This is a genomic window from Streptomyces sp. NPDC096324, from assembly GCF_044763015.1.
Taxonomy (GTDB): Bacteria; Actinomycetota; Actinomycetes; order Streptomycetales; family Streptomycetaceae; genus Streptomyces.
In genome coordinates, this window is sequence record NZ_JBIWFK010000019.1 from 104,207 (window position 1) to 124,817 (window position 20,611).

Consider the following 20,611-nt stretch of genomic DNA (forward strand, 5'->3'; position numbering starts at 1 on the left):
GCGTCACGGGTGTGATGCGCCTCACCTACCGATTGTTCGGTCGCCGGCACATTTTGGCTACAGGCGCCGCCAGGCTGTGGACAAACGGTTCTGCGCGGCCTGAGATGGACGCAGTACGTCCATGGTAGGGAGGCGGGGGGACATGGCACCTGAACAAATGGCCGAGCCGCCGGAGGCCGGGCCCTCCGCGCCGCCCGCCCGTCCGCTCGACGCGATCGACCAGGACATCCTGCACATGCTGCAGGCGGACGGCCGTGCCTCCATACGTTCCGTGGCCGAGCGGGTCCATGTCTCGAGGGCCAACGCCTACGCGCGGATCAACCGGCTCATCGAGGACGGTGTGATCCGCGGCTTCGGGGCACGCGTCGACCACGAACGCGCGGGTCAGGGCACGTCGGCGTACATCACCCTGAAGATCGTGCAGAACTCCTGGCGCACGGTGCGGGAGCGGCTGAGGGTGCTGCCCGGGGCCTCGCACATCGCCCTGGTGGGCGGCGACTTCGACGTCCTTCTGCTGGTGCACACCCCGGACAACCGGGCGCTGCGCGAGCTGGTGCTCACTCGGCTCCAGGCCATCCCGGAGGTGCTCAGCAGCAGGACGCTGCTGGTCTTCGAGGAGGAGGACCTGGAGCCGGAGGCCTGACGCCGTGGGCAGCGGCCCGCGGGGACCGGCCCGGCCCCGGCTCCACGGCCCCGCAGACGCTCTCAGGGCTCCTGCCGGAGCCCTCCGAAGACCAGCACCACCACGGCGTCGGCCACTTCCCGCGCACCCATGCCCCGCGCGTCGGGGCGGTACCACTCCACGAGTGAGTTGATCATTCCGAAGACCAGCCGGGTCGCGAGCCGCACCTCGACGTCGCCGCGTACGTCCCCGTCCGCGGCCGCCGCCTTCAGAAGCTCGGCGACCCTGTGGTCGAAGTCGCGGCGCCGCTCGAGGGCCCACCGCTCGGTGTCCGTGTTGCCGCGCACCCGCAGGAGCAGCGTCACGTAGGGCAGCTCGGAGGTGAGCACCTCGACCATGCGCCGCACCACGTACTCCAGGCGCTCCACGGCCCGTCCCACGCGCGCGTGCTCCTCGTCGAGGATCTCGAAGAGGCCGTCCAGCGCCCGGCTCACCGCGCGCCGCAGCAGCTCCTCCTTGCCCGAGACATGGTGGTAGATCGACGACTTGGAGATGCCGGCGGCCTTGGAGAGGTGCTCCATGGAGGTGCCGTCGTAGCCGCGGTCGTTGAAGACCCGGACGGCGACGGAGAGCAGCGTCTCGGGGGTGTACGTGTCCCGTTTGGCGGTGGTCACTGGGCGCCCTCCCGCTTCTCGTTGCCGTACGCGTGGCGGTAGAGCGCCAGCGACGGGGCGTAACGCCCGGAGGGGTCGCGCACGTGCAGTTCGTCCAGGACGTCGTACGACCAGTCGGCGCCGAGCCTGCGGCTCCACTCGAAGGGGCCGAGGGGGTAGTTGACGCCGAGGCGCATCGCGGTGTCGATGTCCTCCTCCGTGGCCACGCCCTTGGCGACCGCGTCGTGCGCGAGGTCGACGATCCGGGCCACCGTGCGGGCGACGATCATGCCGGGGCAGTCCCCGATCACGCTCACGTCCTTGCCCAGCGCCTGGAAGAGCCCGATGGCCTCCGAGAGCGTCTGAGGAGCGGTGTCCTGGGACGTCGACAGGGCGATCCGGGTGGCCTTGCGGTAGTCGAGCGCGAGGTCGAAGTAGACGACGTCGCGGAACTCGACGGAGGTCTGGCCGTCGGCGAGGACCAGTTGGCCGCCGCTCGGCAGCACCAGGCGGGTGCCGTGGTCCTCCTCGTCCTCCCGGAGCCGGATGCCCGCCTCGCGGATCAGGGAGAGGATCTCGGCGGCGGGGCCCAGGTCGCCCTCGGCGACGACGTACGCGGGCGCCTGCGCCTTCTCCGCGGTGTGCGGCTCGGCGGGTTCGGCGCCGTCCCCGTAGTCGTACCAGCCGTGTCCCGTCTTGCGGCCGAGCCGGCCCGACTCGACGAGCCGTCGCTGGGCGAGCGAGGGCGTGAAACGCACGTCCTGGAAGAAGGACCGCCACACGGAGTGGGTGACGGACTCGTTGACGTCCTGGCCGATCAGGTCGGTGAGTTCGAAGGCGCCCATCCGGAAGCCGCCGGACTCGCGCAGGACCGCGTCGATGGTGGCGGGGTCGGCGGCCTGGGACTCGTGGACCGCGAAGGCCTCGGCGTAGAAGGGCCGCGCGATGCGGTTGACGATGAAACCGGGCGTGTCCGCGCAGGCGACGGGCGTCTTGCCCCAGGCGCGGGCCGTCTCGTACGCGCGCGTGGCCGAGGTGACGTCGGTCGCGAACCCGGAGACGACCTCCACGAGCGGCAGCACCGGCGCCGGGTTGAAGAAGTGCAGTCCGACGAGACGGCCCGGATTGCGCAGCGCGCCGCCGATGGCCGTGACGGACAGCGAGGAGGTGTTGGTGGCGAGCAGGCAGTCGTCCCCGACGATGTCCTCGAGCTCGCCGAACAGCCGCTGCTTGACGTCGAGTTCTTCGAGCACCGCCTCGACGACGAGCGCGCAGTCCGCGAGGTCGGTCAGATGCTCCGCCGGCTGGAGACGGGCGCGCGCGGCGTCCCGGTCGGCACCGGTGAGCCGGTCCTTCGCGACGAGCCGGTCGAGACGGGCGCCGATCGCTTCGGCCGCCGCCGCGGCGCGCCCGGGAGCGGCGTCGTAGAGCCGCACCGGGTGGCCGGCCACCAGCGCGACCTGGGCGATGCCCTGGCCCATGGTGCCGGTGCCGACGACTGCCACGGGGCTGCTGAGGTCGATTGCTGTCATGTGCGCGATCCTCCCGCACGACGTTTTCCACAGATGCGGCGGACCCCCTTGTCCCGACCGATCGTTCGGTTACTCTAACTCTGACTGTCCATTCCTGCCCAGCTCGCGAGCTCGACGAGGAGCTCTTGAGACAAGGAGTTGGTCCTTGATGGCCGCCGAACTCACCGCGCACCAGTTGATCGCCAAGCACCGGCCGACCCTGGATCAGGCGCTGGAAGCGATCCGCACGCGCGCGTACTGGTCCCCGCATCCCGAGCACCCCAAGGCGTACGGCGAGCACGACAGCCTGGGCATGGCCGAGGGCAAGGCCGCCTTCGACGCCCTGCTGGGCACCCGCCTCGACCTGGACCAGCCGGGCACGGACGACTGGGTCGGGGGCGAGGTGTCGCCGTACGGCATCGAGCTCGGCGTCACGTACCCGCACGTGGACATCGACACGCTGCTGCCCGCCATGCGCGCGGGGCAGCGCGCCTGGCGCGACGCGGGCGCGGAGATCCGCGCGGTGGTCTGTCTGGAGATCCTCAAGCGGATCAGCGACCGCACGCACGAGTTCGCGCACGCGGTCATGCACACCAGCGGCCAAGCCTTCATGATGGCGTTCCAGGCGGGCGGCCCGCACGCGCAGGACCGCGGTCTGGAGGCCGTGGCCTACGCCTATGTGGAGCAGGTCCGCACCCCCGACACCGCGGAGTGGAGCAAGCCCCAGGGCAAGCGCGACCCGCTCGCGCTCACCAAGCAGTTCACGCCCGTCCCGCGCGGCATCGCGCTGATGATCGGCTGCAACACCTTCCCGACGTGGAACGGCTATCCGGGTCTGTTCGCCTCGCTGGCCACGGGCAACGCGGTCCTGGTGAAGCCCCACCCGCGCGCGGTGCTCCCGCTCGCGCTCACCGTGCGGGTCGCGCGCGAGGTGCTCGCCGAGGCGGGCTTCGACCCGAACCTGGTGGCGCTCGCCGCCGAGCGCCCCGGCGAGGGCATCGCCAAGACGCTGGCCACCCGCCCCGAGATCCGCATCATCGACTACACCGGCTCCACCGCCTTCGGCGACTGGCTGGAGGCCAACGCCCGCCAGGCGCAGGTCTACACGGAGAAGGCCGGCGTCAACACGGTGATCGTGGAGTCGACCGCCGACTACAAGGGGATGCTGTCCAACCTGGCGTTCGCCCTGTCGCTCTACAGCGGTCAGATGTGCACCACCCCGCAGAACCTGCTGATCCCGCGCGACGGCGTCTCCACGGACGAGGGCCACAAGTCCTACGACGAGGTGGTGGCCGATCTCGCGAAGTCGGTCGGCGGACTCCTCGGCGACGACGCCCGCGCGAACGCGCTGCTCGGCGCCATCGTGAACCCGGACGTCAAGGCCCGGCTGGAGGCCGCCGCAGGTCTCGGCGAGGTGGCCCTGCCCTCGCGGCAGATCGACAACCCGGAGTTCCCGGGTGCCGTCGTGCGCTCACCGCTGATCGTGAAGCTGGACGGCGCGCGCAAGTTCTGGGAGAACGCCGGGAGCGACGACGAGGCCGCCTACCTGAGCGAGTGCTTCGGTCCGGTGTCCTTCGCCGTCGCGGTCGACTCGGCCGCGGAGGCCGTGGAGCTCCTGCGGCACACCACGCGGGACAAGGGCGCGATGACCGTCGGCGCGTACACCACCGACGAGGCGTTCGAGCGCGAGGTGCAGGAGGCCTGCCTGGAGGAGTTCGCCCAGCTCTCCCTGAACCTCACGGGCGGGGTCTACGTCAACCAGACGGCCGCGTTCTCGGACTTCCACGGCTCCGGCGGCAACGCCGCGGCCAACGCGGCGCTGTGCGACGGGGCGTTCGTGGCGAACCGCTTCCGGGTGATCGAGGTACGCCGGGAGGCGTGAGCCCCGAAGCCCTTCGGGCGTCCAGGGCCTGTCCGGCGGACAGGCCCTGGGGTCGGACACGTCCTAGGCCGGTGCGTCCCCGGTGGCGCTCCAGTGGAACAGCGTCATGGCCACACTGGTCGCGAGGTTGTAGCTGGAGACCTGGGGGCGCATCGGCAGCGAGACCAGGTGGTCGGCTCGTGAGCGCAGTTCGGCGGACAGCCCGCTGCGCTCCGAGCCGAAGGCCAGCAGGGCGTCGTCGGGAAGCTTCGTGCCCCGGATGTCCTCGCCCTCGGGGTCGAGCGCGAACACCGGACCCGCCGGCAGTTCGTCCACGCTCAGGCGCTCCACGGCGGTCGCGTAGTGCAGGCCCGCCCCGCCGCGTACGACGGTGGGGTGCCAGGGGTCGAGCGTGCCCGTCGTGACCACCCCGGTCGCGCCGAAGCCCGCCGCGAGGCGGATGACCGCCCCCGCGTTGCCGAGGTTGCGCGGATCGTCGAGGACGACCACGGGCGCGGTACGCGGCGCGCGGGCCAGCGTCTCCAGGTTGGCGGCACGCGAGGGCCGTACGGCGAGAGCGGCCACCGAGGTGGGATGCGGTCGCGGCACGAGTGCCGTGAACGCCGGCTCGGGGACCTCGGTCACCAGCTCGTCGAGCGCGGCGCGCACGTCGGGGGCGAGCTCGGCGGCCAGTTCGAGGACCGCCGGCCGGTCGGTCGTGACGGCGACCTGGATCCGCGCCCCGAAGCGCACCGCGTGCTTGAGGGCGTGGAAGCCGTCGAGCAGGACGGAGTCGCCGCAGAGCCGGCGCCAGACACGTACCGGGTCGTTCATGCGGTGAAGCCTACGTGCGTGTGCCCGGGCTCCTCCGAAGCCGGTTCCGGCTTCCGGGGCCCCGGGAGAGTACGGCCGCCGCCGGAGAACAGCCTGTCCCGTGCGCGTGCCACCCGTCCGCCCAGGTACCGCAGGAAGGACGTGGGCAGGAACACGGAGTCCGCGGCGATCATCGCGAGCGAGAAGAACGGCAGCCCGAGGACCACGGCGATCACCGCGTGCTCGGTCATCATGACCGCCAGCAGGACGTTCTTGACCCGCCGGTTGAACAGGGTGAAGGGGAACGCGACCTGTGCGGCGACCGTCCCGTACGTCACCAGCATCACGATCGTGCCGTGCGCGGACATCAGGTCGGACAGCGCCGGCCACGGGGAGAAGGACCGCAGGTGGAGCGGGTAGTAGACGGCGGTGCCGTCCTGCCAGCGCGAACCCTGGATCTTGTACCAGCCCGCCGTCGCGTAGATCAGGCACGCCTCGGCCATGATGATCATCAGGGCGGCGTTGTGCACGAGGTTGGCGACGATGTCCAGCAGGACGCGCGGCTCCGCGGTACGGGCGAATCGGCCGACGGCCCACCACAGCGCCTGCGCCGCCCACAGCCCCCAGAAGACCGTGAGCCAGCCGCCCAGGAAACCCCCGTCGATCCACCCCGCGCCCGTCGCCACCGCCAGCGCGATCCCGAGCCCCGCCCACAGCATCGGGCCCGCCCGGTCCGGCCCGGTCCGCTCGCCCCGCGCTTGTGTCCCGCGGGCGAGGCGCTCCCGCCGCGCGTCGAGGGACCACACCCGGGCACAGCGCGTGAACACCAGGTAGATCGCCATCAGGTGGAGGACGTTGTCCCCGCCGTCCCCGACGAAGACACTGCGGTTCTGCAGGGACAGCACACCGATCATGAAGACCACGGACACCGCGCGGGTCCGCCATCCCACCAGCAACAGCGCGGCGGCGAGGACGGCGACGGCGTAGACGGTCTCGAACCACAACCGGCTGTCGGACCACAACAGGACCGTGAAGGCGTGGTTGCTCGCGACGAGCTGCCGGGCGAGGTCCCAGCTCCAGGGCGCGTCGGGCCCGTACATCTCCTGGCGGTGGGGGTACTCGCGCAGCAGGAACAGCAGCCAGGTGGCGGCCAGGCCGATACGGACCACGGCGCTCTGGTACGGACCGAGGGCGGACTCGGTGACCCGGGCGATGCCGCGCGCGAGCGCGGGAGCGAATCGGTTCATCGGGCGCTCGCCTCCGTCAGCCCGTCCGTGCGGTCGCCGGGCGGAACGGCCCACCAGGGCAGCTCACGGACGACGGGCCGGTCGGACACCTTCTCGTCGCTCCACGGTGGAGGCGGCACGTCGGTGGTGAGGGAGCGGAACTGGAGGCGCTCGATGACGGCGCCCTCGCCGCCCGCGTGCTCGCGGTGGAGGCGCAGGACGCCGATACGGCGCAGATAGCGCTCCGAGAGATCGCCGCGCAGGCCCACGGCACGGTTCTCGCCGTCGTGCGTGGCGGCGTAGAAGTCCCAGGCGCGGCGCAGTTCGTTCTGCTGGGTGTGGCTCGGCAGCGGATTCCCGTCGATGGCCTGTCCGTCGAGCGCGGACAGGTCGTACCAGCCGGTCTCGCGGCTGGTGCCGTCCTCGGTGCGGACCAGGGCGCGGACCTGGACCGCGATGTCCTGCTGCAACGGGTTGGGGGCGAAGAGCTTCCAGTTCTGCTCGAACTCGGGGTAGATCCAGTCGTCGATCGCGCGGCCGTGCTGCTTCGTCACCGTGTTCGACGGCGCGACATGCAGGAACACCATGCCGAGGTGCGTACAGGCGGCGACGGCCACGACCGCCAGGGTGAGGGCGGCGACGATCTGCGAGCGCAGGGACAGCGCCGCGAGTCCCCCGGGCAACCCGTCCCCCGGGCAGCCGGCTTCTCCGGGGTACTCCAGGGGTGCCGTCGTACCGGATGCGGTCCCGTCGAGGTCCGCGGGCGCCGACGCGGGCTCCTCGGGGAGCGCGGGAGCACCCCTGACGGACGCGGGCGCCTCAGCCGGCGCGGGAGCAACGATCGCTGAGGTGGACTCCTCGGGGAGGGCGGGGGCGGCAGTCGCTGACGCGGGCTCGTCAGGGAAGGCGGGGGCGGTGGGCACTGAGGTGGGCTCGTCAGGGAGGGCGGGAGCGGCGGTCGCCGAGGTGGGCTCCTGAGCGGCCGCGGAGGCGACGGCCCCCGATTCCGGGCTCTCGGGCTCCGCGGAGGGCTCCGCCGCGTCCTCCTCGGCAGCCCCGGTGCCGGGCCCGGTCGCCCGGGGCCCCGGGCGGGGTACTGCCTCGTCGGCCGGTCGCGGGCCGGGCAACGGCGTAGCGCCGGTGACACCGGGCGCGCCCTCCTCGGGCGCGGCCGAACCCGGCTCGCGCTCAGAGCCCTCGTGCCTCGCGTCCATCCCGCCCCGCTCCACGATCCCGGATCCGACTGCCGGCCACCGGACTGCGGGCACCGTACCGTCACGTCGTATCGCACCACGACGTGCGCAAGCGAACCGTACTCAGAGCCGGCCCTCCGGCACAGCCCCCTCTGTCACAACGGGGCACGCCGACGCCCACGAGTTGTCCACAGCGGTTGACACCGTACGACGCTCGACCGACCATTGTTGCGAATGGACCGAACGATCGGTCGGTCGGGAGCGAGAGGTCGAGGGGGACCGCATGGCGACAGCATCAGCGCACCACACGGCCCGCACACAAGCGGACGAAGCCGCCGACGAAGCGGCGCGCACAGCGGCGTACGAGGTCGTCTTCGACGCCGCGGTGGCGGCCGACGAACGCATCGAGCCCCGCGACTGGATGCCCGACGCCTATCGCTCCACCCTGGTCCGCCAGATCGCGCAGCACGCCCACTCCGAGATCATCGGCATGCAGCCCGAGGCCAACTGGATCACGCGCGCGCCCTCGCTGCGCCGCAAGGCGATCCTGATGGCGAAGGTCCAGGACGAGGCGGGACACGGGCTGTATCTGTACAGCGCGGCCGAGACGCTCGGCGTCGGCCGCGACGAACTGCTGGACAAGCTGCACTCCGGCCGCCAGAAGTACTCGTCGATCTTCAACTACCCGACGCTGACGTGGGCGGACGTCGGCGCCATCGGCTGGCTCGTCGACGGCGCGGCGATCACCAACCAGGTCCCCCTGTGCCGCTGCTCGTACGGCCCGTACGCGCGCGCCATGATCCGCGTGTGCAAGGAGGAGTCCTTCCACCAGCGCCAGGGGTACGAACTGCTGCTGGCCCTGAGCCAGGGCACCACCGAACAACATGCGATGGCGCAGGACGCCGTCGACCGCTGGTGGTGGCCGTCCCTGATGATGTTCGGCCCGCCCGACGACGAGTCCTCGCACTCCGCCCAGTCGATGGCGTGGAAGATCAAGCGCCACTCGAACGACGAGCTGCGCCAGCGCTTCGTCGACATAGCCGTGCCCCAGGCCGAATCGCTCGGCCTGACCCTGCCCGACCCCGACCTCGTGTGGAACGAGGAGCGCGGACACCACGACTTCGGCGCCATCGACTGGACGGAGTTCTGGGAGGTCCTCAAGGGCAACGGCCCGTGCAACGACCAGCGGATCACCCAGCGCCGGCGCGCCCACGAGGAGGGCGCGTGGGTGCGGGAGGCGGCCGCGGCATACGCGGAAAAGCACACGAGCCAGGCCGTCGGCTCGACGAGCACGACCGGTGAGACAGGAGCGACCCGAGCATGACGAACACCGACTGGCCGCTGTGGGAGGTCTTCGTGCGCTCGCGCCGGGGACTGTCGCACACCCACGCAGGCAGCCTGCACGCGCCGGACGCCGAACTGGCGCTGCGCAACGCCCGCGACCTGTACACCCGCCGCGGCGAGGGCGTCTCGATCTGGGTCGTCCCCTCGGCGGCGATCACCGCGTCCTCGCCGGACGAGAAGGACCCGTTCTTCGAGCCGTCCGCGGACAAGCCCTACCGCCACCCGACGTTCTACGAGATCCCGGAAGGGGTGAAGCACCTGTGACGCTCACCGTGAACACCGCGGCCGCCCTGGCCCTCGGCGACGACGCCTTGGTGCTCTCGCACCGGCTGGGGGAGTGGGCCGGCCACGCGCCCGTCCTCGAAGAGGAAGTCGCCCTGGCCAACATCGCGCTGGACCTGCTCGGCCAGGCCCGGATCCTGCTGTCCCTGGCGGGCGACGAGGACGAGCTGGCCTACCTCCGCGAGGAGCGCGCCTTCCGCAACCTCCAGCTCGTCGAGCAGCCGAACGGCGACTTCGCGCACACCATCGCCCGGCAGCTCTACTTCTCGACCTACCAGCGGCTTCTCTACGCACAACTGGCAGCCGGAGAGAGCGAGTTCGCACCTCTCGCCGCCAAGGCCGTCAAAGAGGTCGCCTACCACCAGGACCACGCCGAGCAGTGGACCCTGCGCCTCGGCGACGGCACGGACGAGAGCCACGAGCGGATGAACCGCGCCTGCCAGGCGCTGTGGCGCTTCACCGGCGAGATGTTCCAGCCGCTCGACGGCGTCGACATCGACTGGGCCGGACTCCGGGCCGCCTGGACGGAGTCCGTGGAAGCCACGCTGCGCCGGGCCACACTGACCGTCCCCGAAGGCCCGCACACCGGGGCCTGGGCGGCCGGCGCCGGACGCCAGGGCCTGCACACCGAGTCCTTCGGGCGGATGCTCGCCGAGATGCAGCACCTGCACCGCAGCCACCCGGGGGCGTCATGGTGACGACGACCGCCCTGGAGGAGGAACTGCGCAGGCTGGCCGGCTCCGTGCTCGACCCCGAACTCCCCGTTCTCACCCTGGACGACCTCGGTGTCCTGCGCGCCGTCCACGTCCGCGGCGCCGACAGCGTCGAGGTGGAACTGACCCCGACCTACACCGGCTGCCCGGCCGTCGAGGCCATGTCCATGGACATCGAGCGGGTGCTCCACGAACACGGCATCCGCGAGGTGTCCGTGCGCACCGTGCTCAGCCCCGCCTGGTCGACCGACGACATCTCGGACGAAGGACGCCGCAAACTGCGGGAGTTCGGGATAGCGCCGCCGCGCGGCGACCGTCCCGCCGGACCGGTGGCCCTCGATCTGGGTCCGACCCGGACGGTCACGGACGAGCCGGAACCCGTCCGCTGCCCGGCCTGCGGATCGGCCGACACCGAACTGCTCAGCCGCTTCTCCTCCACCGCGTGCAAGGCGCTGCGCCGCTGTCTGTCCTGCCGCGAACCGTTCGACCACTTCAAGGAGCTGTGATGGCCCGCTTCCACCCGCTCACGGTGGCCGCGGTCGACCGGATCACCGACGACTCCGTGGCCCTGACCCTCGCGGTGCCCGCGGAACTGCGCGAGGACTACCGGCACGCCGCCGGCCAGCACTTGGCCCTGCGCCGCACGGTCGACGGTACGGAGATCCGCCGCACGTACTCCATCTGCTCGCCGGCGCCCTCCCCCGACGGCGAGGCGCCGCGCACCCTGAAGGTCGGCGTGCGCCTGGTCGACGGAGGCGCGTTCTCGACGTACGCGCTCAAGGAGATCGCCGTCGGCGACGAGGTGGAGGTGATGATCCCGGCGGGACGCTTCACGCTGGAGCCCTCGCCCGGCCTGTACGCGGCGGTGGTGGGCGGCAGCGGGATCACCCCGGTGCTGTCGATCGTCTCGACCCTGCTGGCGCGGGAGCCGGACGCGCGCTTCTGCCTGATCCGCAGCGACCGTTCGTCGGCCTCGACGATGTTCCTGGAGGAGGTCGCCGACCTCAAGGACCGCTATCCGCAGCGGTTCCAGCTCGTGACCGTCCTCTCCCGCGAGGAGCAGCAGGCCGGGCTGCCGTCAGGCCGTCTCGACCAGGAGCGGCTCACCGCGCTGCTTCCGGCGCTGCTGCCCGTGGAGCGGGTGGCGGGATGGTTCCTGTGCGGGCCGATGGGGCTCGTCCAGGGCGCCGAGCGCGCGCTTCGTGGGCTCGGGGTGCCCCGGACGCGTGTCCACGAGGAGATCTTCCACGTGGACGCCGCCGCCACGGCTCCGTCCAGCGTTCCGGCTCCCGCGCACAGCACGGTCACCGCACGGCTCGACGGACGCGGCGGCACCTGGCCCGTCCAGGACGGCGAGTCGCTGCTGGACGCGGTCCTGCGCAACCGTCCGGACGCCCCCTACGCCTGCAAGGGCGGCGTGTGCGGCACCTGCCGGGCGTTCCTCGTCTCGGGCGAGGTGCGGATGGACCGCAACTTCGCGCTGGAACCGGAGGAGACGGAGGCCGGGTACGTACTGGCCTGCCAGTCTCACCCCGCCACGGAGAAGGTCGAGTTGGACTTCGACCGCTGAGCCGGACTTCGACCGCCGGGAGAGGCTTCGACCGCCGGGAAACGACCTTCGGGAAAGTCGTCGGCCACTGAGAAGTATTTGGCCGCAGAGGAGGAGTGGCCGATCGTCGGCAGTTCCCTTCTCATAGAACCTGTTCTATCTTGACGCACCGTCAGATCAGGCTGTCCGTCTGATCGTTGGTCCGGTGTGCGCGGGAGGACGGGATCGTGGACTTCACCTTCACCGAGGAGCAGCAGGCGGCGGCCGAGGCGGCGCGGGGGGTGTTCGCCGGGGTCGTCCCCGACGGGGTGCCCAGTCCCGCGCTCACCGCGGGATCCGTCGCCGAGGACTTCGACCGGCCCCTGTGGGCGAGGCTCGCCGACGCGGACCTGCTGAGTCTGCTGCTCGACGAGGAGGCCGGCGGGGCGGGCCTCGACGCGATCGCGCTGTGTCTCGTGCTGCGGGAGTCGGCGAAGGTGCTGGCACGGGTGCCGTTGCTGGAGAACAGCGCGGCGGCCGCGGCCGTACGACGCCACGGCGGCGAGGAGTTGAGGGCGGAGCTGCCGGCGCGGGCCGGCCGGGGTGACGTCGTGCTGACCGTCGCCGCCAACGGCAGGACCGGGCACGACCCGGCGGAACGCGTCGTGACCGCGCGGCGGGACGGCACCGGATGGATCCTGGACGGCGTGCAGACGGCGGTCCCCTGGGCCCTGGACGCCGACTTCGTCGTCGTGCCCGCGCACACGGACGCCGACCGGACCGTCCTCGCCCTGGTTCCCCGCGACCACGAGGGCGCCGTCCTCGCCGAGCAGATCTCCACGACCGGCGAGCGGCTCGGCGAACTGCGCCTGGAGTCCGCCCGGATCGCCGGCCTGCATGTCATCGACACCCCGGGGGCCTGGGAGTGGCTGCGCGACCTGCTGACCACCGGCACCTGTGCGCTGGCGCTCGGGCTCGGGGAGGAGGTGCTCCGGATGACGAGCGCCTACACGAGCAAGCGGGAGCAGTTCGGGTTCCCCGTCGCCACGTTCCAGGCGGTCGCCGTCCAGGCCGCCGACCGCTACATCGACCTGCGCGCCATGGAGGCGACGCTCTGGCAGGCCGCGTGGCGCGTCAGCACAGGAGCCGGCGGCGCGCTTCCGGCCGCCGGTGATGTGGCCGTCGCCAAGATCTGGGCGTCCGAAGGGGTCCGCCGGGTCGTGCAGACCGCCCAGCATCTGCACGGAGGGTTCGGCGCCGACACCGAGTACGCGCTGCACCGGTACCACGCCTGGGCCAAGCACCTCGAACTGTCACTCGGCCCGGCGGCGGCACACGAGGAAGCCCTGGGCGACCTTCTGGCGGCCCACACCCTGGGGTGACCGGGCCCAGTGCTCCAGGCGTTCCCGTTCCCGGGCAGGGTGAGCGGCGCCGGCCGGAGGGCGTTGCCCCGGGTGGGCGTGCTCCGGCTGGGGCACGCTAGAGCACGAAGCCGGGCTCGCCCTTGGTGTTCACGACGGGGCGGCCGACGGCCTCCCAGCTCTGCATACCGCCCTCGACGTTCGCGGCGTCGATGCCCTGCTGGACCAGGTACATGGTGACCTGGGCCGAACGCCCGCCGGAGCGGCAGATCACGTTGACCCGGCCGTCCTGCGGAGCCGCCTCGGTCAGCTCGCCGAACCGGGCGACGAAGTGGCTCATGGGGATGTGCAGGGCCCCCTCGGCGTGACCCGCCTCCCACTCGTCGTCCTCCCGGACGTCCAGCAGGAAGTCGTCGACCGCGAGGTTGTCGACCCCGACCGTGGGCACACCAGCTCCGAAACTCATGCCTCCGACGCTACCCGACCGCGCCGGTGAAGCTCAGGGAGCCTGGTCGATCAGCGTCGCCAGCTCGTGCTCGCGCTCGCCGACCTGCGTGATCAGTTGTTCGGCGATCTCCTCCAGGAGACGGTCCGGGTCTTCCGGGGCCAGCTTGAGCATGGCGCCGATGGCGCTCTCCTCCAGCTCCCGGGCGACGAGGGTGAGCATCTCCTTGCGCTGGGAGAGCCATTCGAGGCGGGCGTAGAGCTCCTCGCTCCGGCTCGGCCTCCACTCCTCGGGCGCGGGGCCGGCGGCCCACTCCGCGGCCAGCTCCCGCAGCAACGCCTCGTCGCCCCTGGCGTACGCGGTGTTCACCCGGGCGATGAACTCGTCACGCCGCTTGCGCTCGTCGTCGTCCTGCGCGAGATCCGGGTGGGCCTTGCGGACGAGCTCGCGGAAGAGCTTGCGGGCCTCCTCGCTGGGACGCACGCGCTGCGGGGGCCGTACGGGCTGGTCCGTGAGCATGGCCACGGCCTCGGGGAACAGGCCGTCCGAGTCCATCCAGCCGTGGAACAGCTCCTCGACCCCGGGCATGGGCATGACCCGCGCCCGTGCCTCGTGCGCCTTGAATATGTCCTCCGGGTCACCGGTGAGCGCGGCACGCGCCTCGGCGATCTGGGCGTCCAGTTCATCGAGCCGGGAGTACATGGGGCCGAGCTTCTGGTGGTGCAGCCGGGAGAAATTGTCGACCTCGACGCGGAAGGTCTCCACCGCGATCTCGAACTCGATCAACGCCTGCTCGGCCGCTCGCACGGCCCGCTCCAGGCGCGCCTCGGGCCTGTTCTCCCCGTCCGGAGCCGGACTCCGGCCGTCATCGGCCCGAGCCTCGTCCTGCGCCTGGGACTGCCCCTCGCCCTGTTCCGGCGTCCGGGAGCCGGGCTGCGAGCCGGACGGGGTGCCGGAAACGGCGCCCGCGTCCTCCGCGTCCGTGACACGGCCGTCGTCGCCGGGTGCGGCCTGGGGCGTCTCGCCCTCCGGGGCACCGGCGTGTTCCCGGCCGCCCTCGAAGGCGGGCTCGGACTGGCTCTGATCGGCTTCCGGGGTCGTCACCCGACCAGCGTAGGCCACACTCCCCCGGGGCTCACTGCCTTCCCCACTCCTACAGCCACCTGACCGGCCACAACGACCCCAATGACCCCAACCACCCCGATCATCCCGACCGCCGAATCCAGCACCATCACCCTCACGGACACCGCACCGACACAGACACCGGCACCGGCACCGGCACCGGCACCATCACGGGCATCGGACCGACACAGACACCGGCAGCGGACCCGCATCGCTACCGGACCGGCGCCGGCCGCCGCTCTCCCCGGTCACACTCCTGGTTCAGATGCGATCCGTCCGCTGCGGACCGCCGCCGTCAGGGCCGCGTGGTCCGCCTCCGTGCGGTCCGCGTAAGCGACGGCGAAGGAGGCGACGGCCTCGTCCAGCTCCTCGTTCTTGCCGCAGTACCCGGCTATCAGGCGCGGGTCGACGCTGTGGCTGTGGGCGCGGGCCAGCAGGGCGCCGGTCATACGGCCGTAGTCGTCGACGTGGTCGGCGGCCAGCGCGGCGGGATCGACACTGCCCTTGCGGTTGCGGAACTGGCGCACCTGGTAGGGCAGACCGTCGACCGAGGTCCAGCCGAGAAGGATGTCGCTGACGACCTGCATGCGCTTCTGGCCGAGGACGACCCGGCGGCCCTCGTGAACCGGCTCGGGCACCGGATGGCCGATGGTCGCCAGGTGCGGGAGCAGCGCCGAGGCACGGGCCTCCTTGACCTGGAGGACCAGGGCTTCACCGCGGTGGTCCAGGAGCAGCACGACGTACGAGCGGGTGCCGACGCTGCCGGTGCCGACGACGCGGAAGGCGACGTCGTGCACCGCGTAGCGGGCGAGCAGGGGGAGTCGGTCCTCGGAGAGCGTCGTCAGATAGCGCTCCAGGGACGCCGCGACCGCGGCCGCCTCCTCGTCGGGCACGCGGCGCAGCACGGGTGCCGCGTCGACGAAGCGACGGCCGCCGTCCACGGCCTCGGTCGACTTGGCGGCGAACCGTCCGCTGGTGTTGGCCCGCGCCTTCTCGGAGACCCGCTCCAGGGTGCCGAGAAGGTCGTGGGCGTCGGTGTGCGAGACGAGTTCCTCGTCGGCGATGGCGTTCCAGGCGTCCAGCACCGGCAGCTTGGCCAGCAGGCGCATGGTGCGGCGATACGCGCCCACGCAGTCGCGCGCGGCCGCGCGGCAGATGTCCTCGTCGGCGCCGGCCTCCCGGCCCGCGAGGACGAGCGAGGTGGCGAGCCGCTTGAGGTCCCACTCCCAGGGGCCGTACACCGTCTCGTCGAAGTCGTTCAGATCGATGACCAGACCGCCGCGCGCGTCCCCGTACAGGCCGAAGTTCGCCGCGTGCGCGTCACCGCAGATCTGGGCGCTCACACCGGACATCGGGGTGCGGGCGAGGTCGTATGCCATGAGACCGGCGCTGCCGCGCAGGAACGCGAAGGGTGTGGCCGCCATCCTGCCGACCCGTATCGGGGTGAGCCCGGGGATCCGGCCCCGGTTGGATTCCTCGACCGCGGTCACCGCGTCGGGCCGGTCGGCGTCGATCAGGAGCTCGGCGTGCGCCGCTCGCGGGACCCGCCCGCGCAGGGCCTTCCCCTCTTCCTTGGGTGAACCCTTCACCGGCCAGGCGGCGAACCCCGGAACCGCGAACCCCCGGGCCCCGAACGCCCCGGCCGCCTGCCCGTCCTCGGCCGCCGCCGACGGCCCCTCGGGCGAGGAACTCCGTCCGGGCTCCGGCACGGACGCGCCCGCGCCCTGCCCGGCACCGGTCTCCTGTCGCACCGGACCGGTCCGCTCGACCAGCCCGGCCCGTCCCGCCGGCGCCGTCCGCCGCTCCGCCCCCGCTGTACCGACCTCGGCCATCACGACCGCCTCCCCCGCGCACGAACATCAACTCGTGCTGACCGTACAGCCGGTCGCGAAAACGCGTCAGACCCTGTGGACAACTCCGCCGACGCCCGGGAAGCAGCCGCGCTCCCAGCCCGCGCACACCGACCGGCCGACGGCGCGGCACCGCACCCCGCGGCCCGGCGGAACCCGGCCCGCTACCGCACCCGGCAGGGCCCGCCCTCCGGCAGGTACCGCTCAGCCCAGGAACCCAGCTCCTTGAGGGCCGGTTCCAGCGCCGCGCCCGCCTCCGTCAGGGCGTAGCAGACCCGCAGCGGTGGACCCTCGTCGACGTTGCGCACGACCAGGCCGGCCGCGCCGAGCTCCGTGAGCCGGTCCGAGAGCATCCGCTCGCTGATGCCGGGGATGGCTCTGCGCAGGTCGGCGAAGTGGACGGGGTGCTGCATCAGGACCGCGACGACGAGACCCGTCCATCGTTTTCCGAGCAGCGTGAAGACACGGGTCATGCCGTCGTCGACCTTCTGGCACGGCCCCGCGTCGTGGCTCCCCGGTACTGGCATGCCTTCAGGGTACTGCGTCTCCACAAGGGGATGAAAAAAAGTAAGTAGCTGTGTTATCTCTAGTTAGGCATGAAAGAGAAGCCCGCCAGGGCGGCTCATGACGCGCCTTCCTGCCACAGCTCTGTCCGGATCCGGTTCGCCCCACCGGGGCCCGGCCCACCCGGGGTTCCGGAGCGCCACCACCCAGGACCGAGACACCGCGGGTCCCGGCACCCCACCCGGAGCCGACCCACCACGACCACCCCGCCCGACCTCGGCGCAATCAACCAATACACCCCTTTTGCCTGGAGATCATCATGGCCACCCTCCTCCACATCGACTCGTCCGCCACCCCGGGCGGCGCCTCCGTCTCGCGCACCGTGACGGACGCCTTCCGCGCGGCCTGGCAGGAGCAGCACCCCGACGGCACGGTCGTCTACCGCGACCTCGCCGCGGACCCCGTGCCGCACATCACGGCCGATGCCCACTCCGCCGGCTTCGCCGCCCCGGACACCCACACCCCCGGGCAGGCCGAGGCCTTCGCGGCACGCCTGAAGCTGATCGAGGAGGTGGAGAACGCGGACGCGATCCTGATCGGCGCCCCCATGTACAACTTCTCCATCCCCTCGACCCTCAAGGCATGGCTGGACAACGTCATCCTCATCGGGCGCACCGCCATGTCCGAGGACGCGACGATCAAGGGCACCCCGGTCACGGTCGTCGCCAGCCGCGGCGGCTCGTACGCGGAGGGCACTCCGCGCGCGGGCTTCGAGTACGTGCAGAACTACCTGGAGGCCGTTCTGGGCGACATGCTCGCCCTCGACGTCGAATTCATCGTCCCGGAGCTCACCATGGCCCCGCACAACCCGGCGATGGCCGACCTGGTCCCGCTCTTCGAGGCGTCCCGGAGCAAGGCCCTGGACGACGCGGCCGCCCGCGCGAAGAGGGTCGCGGCGCACGTCGCCGCCTGATCACGGCACCCGAGGACCACCACTCCGCCGACCGGACGCGGCTCGACGGTACGGCGGCGGCGCACAGCTCCGTACGGCCGAGGACCGGTACGGCGGCGCACAGCCCCGCAGGGCAGGACACCCCGCCCCGCGGGGCTCCGCCGCGTCCAGGGGCCTTCGGGTCCGCGAGCACCCTTCACGGGCCTTCGGGTCCGCGAGCACCCCTTCACAGGCCTTCGGGTCCGTGAACGTCCGCTCACCGGCCGCCGTCCCGCCAACTCCCCGCCGATTCCCCGCTACTTGCGTGAGAGCATCGTCACACTTCACAGCGCTCCCGGGCGTCCGCGCGACCCGCGACGACCCGCACCACCCGGTGCGCGACATCGCGCGAGCACCGGGGAGGGACGACGGAAGCACCCCGAGGGGAGCGCGGCGAAGGACGTACCCCGGACATGCGAAAGCCCCTCAGGTCAAGGACCTGAGGGGCTTTCGGCTGGTGCGCGAGGGGGGAGTTGAACCCCCACGCCCTTTCGGGCACTGGAACCTGAATCCAGCGCGTCTGCCTATTCCGCCACCCGCGCATTGGGTGTGTCTTCCGTCTCCCGCTTTGGCCGCGGGCGCCTTCCGACATGCAGAAGATTAGCACGCTGTCAGGGGTGGAATCACATCCCTTTCCCCCGCCCCTCCCGCCCGCGCACCGGCCGTACCGCGCCCCGGACCACCACGGCCCGCACGGGCGCGGTGCCCTTGCCCCGCCCGGCTTCCCGGCCCGGGCGGGAAGGCGGCCGGCGCCGGCCGCCTCCTCACCGGCGTCCCGGCACGCGTCACACGTTTCAGACAGAACCGGTTCACGTATCAACCTCGTACCGGTCCAGCGCATCTCCCCAGGAGTCGGACGGGCCGCACAGTCAGGTGCGGGACACTGGTCCTGGGGCGCCTCTACGATCCATGGCAGAAGCAGTGCCGGGAAGAGTTCGAAGAGGGGCCTCTCAGGGAACTTCGGGAGGGGACTTCGGAAGGTGTCGACAACCCGTCGACCGTGCCGACAGGGGGAACCAGCCGATTTCCCGACGCGTGGATACGATCAGTAAGCAGTACCAGCAAGGCCGGGTAGGCCGGCTGGTCCAGCAGGGCCGGAAAGACAGCAAGCTGTACCAGGACGGCAACGACGGAGGAGGTGCCCCATGGGAGTCCTGAAGAAGTTCGAGCAGCGTCTCGAAGGTCTGGTCAACGGCACCTTCGCCAAGGTGTTCAAGTCCGAGGTCCAGCCCGTGGAGATCGCCGGAGCGCTGCAGCGCGAGTGCGACAACAACGCCACGATCTGGAACCGCGACCGGACCGTCGTCCCGAACGACTTCATCGTCGAACTGAGCACGCCCGACTTCGAGCGCCTCAGCCCCTACTCCGGACAGCTCGGCGACGAACTCGCCGGAATGGTCCGCGACTACGCCAAGCAGCAGCGTTACACCTTCATGGGCCCCATCAAGGTCCATCTGGAGAAGGCGGACGACCTCGACACCGGTCTGTACCGGGTCCGCAGTCGTACGCTCGCCTCCTCCGCCAATCAGCAGTCTCCCGAGCGCGCCCCCGCGGGCCCCGCCCAGGCGGGCCCCCGCGGAGCCCAGGGTGGCTACGGCTACCCTCCCTCGGCCGCTCCCCCCATGCCGTCCGCGCCGCCCCCCGGCGGCCGTCCGGGCATGGCACCCACGGGTGCCCGGCCCCCGGCCGGCCCGGCGGCGGGTGGCCGTATGCGGCACTGGGTCGAGATCAATGGCTCACGCCACCAGATCTCCCGCCCGACGCTGGTGCTGGGCCGCAGCACTGAAGCCGACGTGCGGATCGACGACCCCGGCGTATCGCGCCGGCACTGTGAGATCCGGACCGGAACGCCCTCGACGATCCAGGATCTCGGGTCCACCAACGGCATCGTGGTGGACGGGCAGCACACAACCCGCGCTACGCTCCGCGACGGCTCGCGGATCGTCGTGGGCAGCACCACCATCATTTACCGGCAAGCCGAAGGGTGAAGCGGGGGCAATGTCAGAGCTGACCCTCACGGTCATGCGGCTGGGTTTCCTGGCCGTACTGTGGCTGTTCGTGATCGTGGCCGTGCAGGTCATCCGCAGCGACCTGTTCGGAACGCGCGTCACACAGCGCGGCTCGCGCAGGGACGCCGCGAGGCCCCAGCAGGCCGCGCGACAGGCCGCGCCTCCGCAGCAGCGCCAGCAGCAGGCGCCCGCCGCCGGCGGCCGGCAACGTCGTGGCGCACCGTCCAAGCTGGTCGTCTCGGAGGGCACCCTCACGGGCACCACCGTGGCGCTCCAGGGCCAGACCATCACCCTGGGCCGGGCGCACGACAGCACCATCGTGCTGGACGACGACTACGCTTCCAGCCGGCATGCCAGGATCTACCCCGACCGGGACGGCCAGTGGATCGTCGAGGACCTCGGCTCCACCAACGGCACGTATCTCGACCGGAGCCGGCTGACGACCCCGACGCCCGTACCGCTGGGCGCGCCGATCCGCATCGGCAAGACCGTCATCGAGCTGCGGAAGTAGTACGACAATGAGCGAGCGGAGCGAGCACGCAGCGGCGGTCCACACAAGGGACCCCGGCGCGCTCCCGACCGG

At 71.7% G+C, this 20,611-nt stretch carries 20 protein-coding genes and 1 tRNA gene; 11 read left to right on the plus strand and 10 right to left on the minus strand.

All coding sequences use genetic code 11. The features are described 5' to 3' along the window. Window positions 1–142: 142 nt before the first annotated feature. Window positions 143–643, plus strand: coding sequence for an Lrp/AsnC family transcriptional regulator (locus tag ACIQ7M_RS36385; RefSeq protein WP_355761955.1), 501 nt, complete (start codon window positions 143–145; stop codon window positions 641–643). 62 nt (window positions 644–705) lie between these two features. Here the strand turns inward: ACIQ7M_RS36385 and ACIQ7M_RS36390 are convergent, their stop codons facing one another. Further along, the gene (locus tag ACIQ7M_RS36390; protein ID WP_355761958.1) at window positions 706–1,296 is read right to left on the minus strand and encodes a TetR/AcrR family transcriptional regulator; all 591 of its coding nucleotides are present in this window, start codon (window positions 1,294–1,296) and stop codon (window positions 706–708) included. Beyond that, window positions 1,293–2,807 (minus strand): 3-hydroxyacyl-CoA dehydrogenase, encoded by a 1,515-nt coding sequence (locus ACIQ7M_RS36395; protein WP_403652267.1) that lies wholly within the window; start codon window positions 2,805–2,807, stop codon window positions 1,293–1,295. Before ACIQ7M_RS36395 ends, ACIQ7M_RS36390 begins: the two co-directional genes overlap by 4 nt. A gap of 148 nt (window positions 2,808–2,955) precedes the next feature. On the opposite strand from ACIQ7M_RS36395, the gene paaN reads away from it, so the two are divergent. Continuing rightward, a complete protein-coding gene (gene paaN, locus ACIQ7M_RS36400; protein WP_403652270.1) occupies window positions 2,956–4,668 on the plus strand; it encodes a phenylacetic acid degradation protein PaaN in 1,713 nt (570 codons plus the stop codon). 63 nt (window positions 4,669–4,731) lie between these two features. On the opposite strand, the gene ACIQ7M_RS36405 is transcribed toward paaN, so the two are convergent. From ACIQ7M_RS36405 to ACIQ7M_RS36415, 3 genes are read right to left on the minus strand one after another with little or no spacing between them, the layout of a single operon-like run. After that, on the minus strand, window positions 4,732–5,481 hold the full coding sequence (locus ACIQ7M_RS36405; RefSeq protein ID WP_403652273.1) for a TrmH family RNA methyltransferase: 750 nt from the start codon (window positions 5,479–5,481) through the stop codon (window positions 4,732–4,734). Further along, on the minus strand, window positions 5,478–6,707 hold the full coding sequence (locus ACIQ7M_RS36410) for an HTTM domain-containing protein (protein ID WP_403652276.1): 1,230 nt from the start codon (window positions 6,705–6,707) through the stop codon (window positions 5,478–5,480). The genes ACIQ7M_RS36405 and ACIQ7M_RS36410 overlap by 4 nt, the downstream gene beginning before the upstream one ends. Further along, window positions 6,704–7,900 carry a DUF5819 family protein gene (locus ACIQ7M_RS36415; RefSeq protein ID WP_403652279.1) on the minus strand — a complete coding sequence of 399 codons (1,197 nt, stop codon included), beginning with the start codon at window positions 7,898–7,900 and terminating at the stop codon, window positions 6,704–6,706. The genes ACIQ7M_RS36410 and ACIQ7M_RS36415 overlap by 4 nt, the downstream gene beginning before the upstream one ends. Before the next feature lie 262 nt (window positions 7,901–8,162). Here ACIQ7M_RS36415 and paaA point away from each other — a divergent pair, with 262 nt between their 5' ends. The 6 genes from paaA to ACIQ7M_RS36445 all read left to right on the plus strand — a co-directional run bounded on the left by paaA (window position 8,163) and on the right by ACIQ7M_RS36445 (window position 13,128). Then, the gene (gene paaA, locus ACIQ7M_RS36420) at window positions 8,163–9,203 is read left to right on the plus strand and encodes a 1,2-phenylacetyl-CoA epoxidase subunit PaaA (protein ID WP_403652282.1); all 1,041 of its coding nucleotides are present in this window, start codon (window positions 8,163–8,165) and stop codon (window positions 9,201–9,203) included. Further along, a complete protein-coding gene (paaB, locus tag ACIQ7M_RS36425; RefSeq protein ID WP_103554257.1) occupies window positions 9,200–9,487 on the plus strand; it encodes a 1,2-phenylacetyl-CoA epoxidase subunit PaaB in 288 nt (95 codons plus the stop codon). Before paaA ends, paaB begins: the two co-directional genes overlap by 4 nt. Continuing rightward, window positions 9,484–10,203, plus strand: coding sequence for a 1,2-phenylacetyl-CoA epoxidase subunit PaaC (paaC, locus tag ACIQ7M_RS36430; RefSeq protein ID WP_403652286.1), 720 nt, complete (start codon window positions 9,484–9,486; stop codon window positions 10,201–10,203). Before paaB ends, paaC begins: the two co-directional genes overlap by 4 nt. After that, a complete protein-coding gene (paaD, locus tag ACIQ7M_RS36435; protein WP_386982588.1) occupies window positions 10,197–10,724 on the plus strand; it encodes a 1,2-phenylacetyl-CoA epoxidase subunit PaaD in 528 nt (175 codons plus the stop codon). The genes paaC and paaD overlap by 7 nt, the downstream gene beginning before the upstream one ends. Beyond that, window positions 10,724–11,788: a 1,2-phenylacetyl-CoA epoxidase subunit PaaE gene (gene paaE, locus ACIQ7M_RS36440; RefSeq protein WP_403652290.1), complete on the plus strand. Its 1,065-nt coding sequence runs from the start codon at window positions 10,724–10,726 to the stop codon at window positions 11,786–11,788. The genes paaD and paaE overlap by 1 nt, the downstream gene beginning before the upstream one ends. 206 nt (window positions 11,789–11,994) lie before the next feature. Next, window positions 11,995–13,128 (plus strand): acyl-CoA dehydrogenase family protein, encoded by a 1,134-nt coding sequence (locus ACIQ7M_RS36445; RefSeq protein ID WP_403652292.1) that lies wholly within the window; start codon window positions 11,995–11,997, stop codon window positions 13,126–13,128. A gap of 97 nt (window positions 13,129–13,225) precedes the next feature. Here the strand turns inward: ACIQ7M_RS36445 and ACIQ7M_RS36450 are convergent, their stop codons facing one another. The 4 genes from ACIQ7M_RS36450 to ACIQ7M_RS36465 all read right to left on the minus strand — a co-directional run bounded on the left by ACIQ7M_RS36450 (window position 13,226) and on the right by ACIQ7M_RS36465 (window position 17,051). Further along, window positions 13,226–13,573 (minus strand): rhodanese-like domain-containing protein, encoded by a 348-nt coding sequence (locus ACIQ7M_RS36450; RefSeq protein ID WP_355761986.1) that lies wholly within the window; start codon window positions 13,571–13,573, stop codon window positions 13,226–13,228. 33 nt (window positions 13,574–13,606) lie between these two features. Beyond that, the gene (locus ACIQ7M_RS36455; RefSeq protein ID WP_403652295.1) at window positions 13,607–14,656 is read right to left on the minus strand and encodes a hypothetical protein; all 1,050 of its coding nucleotides are present in this window, start codon (window positions 14,654–14,656) and stop codon (window positions 13,607–13,609) included. Window positions 14,657–14,922: 266 nt separating this feature from the next. Beyond that, the gene (locus ACIQ7M_RS36460) at window positions 14,923–16,506 is read right to left on the minus strand and encodes a DUF2252 domain-containing protein (protein WP_403652298.1); all 1,584 of its coding nucleotides are present in this window, start codon (window positions 16,504–16,506) and stop codon (window positions 14,923–14,925) included. A 182-nt stretch (window positions 16,507–16,688) separates the two neighbouring features. After that, window positions 16,689–17,051 carry a helix-turn-helix domain-containing protein gene (locus tag ACIQ7M_RS36465; protein ID WP_355761995.1) on the minus strand — a complete coding sequence of 121 codons (363 nt, stop codon included), beginning with the start codon at window positions 17,049–17,051 and terminating at the stop codon, window positions 16,689–16,691. Window positions 17,052–17,347: 296 nt separating this feature from the next. Here ACIQ7M_RS36465 and ACIQ7M_RS36470 point away from each other — a divergent pair, with 296 nt between their 5' ends. Continuing rightward, window positions 17,348–18,001 carry an FMN-dependent NADH-azoreductase gene (locus ACIQ7M_RS36470; RefSeq protein WP_403652302.1) on the plus strand — a complete coding sequence of 218 codons (654 nt, stop codon included), beginning with the start codon at window positions 17,348–17,350 and terminating at the stop codon, window positions 17,999–18,001. Window positions 18,002–18,474: 473 nt separating this feature from the next. Here ACIQ7M_RS36470 and ACIQ7M_RS36475 read toward each other — a convergent pair. Continuing rightward, a tRNA-Leu gene (locus ACIQ7M_RS36475) sits at window positions 18,475–18,561 on the minus strand. Between the two features lie 603 nt (window positions 18,562–19,164). On the opposite strand from ACIQ7M_RS36475, the gene ACIQ7M_RS36480 reads away from it, so the two are divergent. Beyond that, a complete protein-coding gene (locus tag ACIQ7M_RS36480; RefSeq protein ID WP_386982601.1) occupies window positions 19,165–20,007 on the plus strand; it encodes an FhaA domain-containing protein in 843 nt (280 codons plus the stop codon). Window positions 20,008–20,017: 10 nt separating this feature from the next. Then, window positions 20,018–20,539, plus strand: coding sequence for an FHA domain-containing protein (locus tag ACIQ7M_RS36485; protein ID WP_355762002.1), 522 nt, complete (start codon window positions 20,018–20,020; stop codon window positions 20,537–20,539). Window positions 20,540–20,611: the final 72 nt, after the last annotated feature.

Coding starts and splice junctions, on each gene's coding strand:
- ACIQ7M_RS36385 (WP_355761955.1), top strand. CDS start 143: ATGGCACCTGAACAAATGGCCGAGCCGCCGGAGGCCGGGCCCTCCGCG.
- ACIQ7M_RS36395 (WP_403652267.1), bottom strand. CDS start 2,807: ATGACAGCAATCGACCTCAGCAGCCCCGTGGCAGTCGTCGGCACCGGC.
- paaN (WP_403652270.1), top strand. CDS start 2,956: ATGGCCGCCGAACTCACCGCGCACCAGTTGATCGCCAAGCACCGGCCG.
- ACIQ7M_RS36405 (WP_403652273.1), bottom strand. CDS start 5,481: ATGAACGACCCGGTACGTGTCTGGCGCCGGCTCTGCGGCGACTCCGTC.
- ACIQ7M_RS36410 (WP_403652276.1), bottom strand. CDS start 6,707: ATGAACCGATTCGCTCCCGCGCTCGCGCGCGGCATCGCCCGGGTCACC.
- ACIQ7M_RS36415 (WP_403652279.1), bottom strand. CDS start 7,900: ATGGACGCGAGGCACGAGGGCTCTGAGCGCGAGCCGGGTTCGGCCGCG.
- paaA (WP_403652282.1), top strand. CDS start 8,163: ATGGCGACAGCATCAGCGCACCACACGGCCCGCACACAAGCGGACGAA.
- paaB (WP_103554257.1), top strand. CDS start 9,200: ATGACGAACACCGACTGGCCGCTGTGGGAGGTCTTCGTGCGCTCGCGC.
- paaD (WP_386982588.1), top strand. CDS start 10,197: ATGGTGACGACGACCGCCCTGGAGGAGGAACTGCGCAGGCTGGCCGGC.
- paaE (WP_403652290.1), top strand. CDS start 10,724: ATGGCCCGCTTCCACCCGCTCACGGTGGCCGCGGTCGACCGGATCACC.
- ACIQ7M_RS36450 (WP_355761986.1), bottom strand. CDS start 13,573: ATGAGTTTCGGAGCTGGTGTGCCCACGGTCGGGGTCGACAACCTCGCG.
- ACIQ7M_RS36460 (WP_403652298.1), bottom strand. CDS start 16,506: ATGGCCGAGGTCGGTACAGCGGGGGCGGAGCGGCGGACGGCGCCGGCG.
- ACIQ7M_RS36465 (WP_355761995.1), bottom strand. CDS start 17,051: ATGCCAGTACCGGGGAGCCACGACGCGGGGCCGTGCCAGAAGGTCGAC.
- ACIQ7M_RS36470 (WP_403652302.1), top strand. CDS start 17,348: ATGGCCACCCTCCTCCACATCGACTCGTCCGCCACCCCGGGCGGCGCC.
- ACIQ7M_RS36480 (WP_386982601.1), top strand. CDS start 19,165: ATGGGAGTCCTGAAGAAGTTCGAGCAGCGTCTCGAAGGTCTGGTCAAC.
- ACIQ7M_RS36485 (WP_355762002.1), top strand. CDS start 20,018: ATGTCAGAGCTGACCCTCACGGTCATGCGGCTGGGTTTCCTGGCCGTA.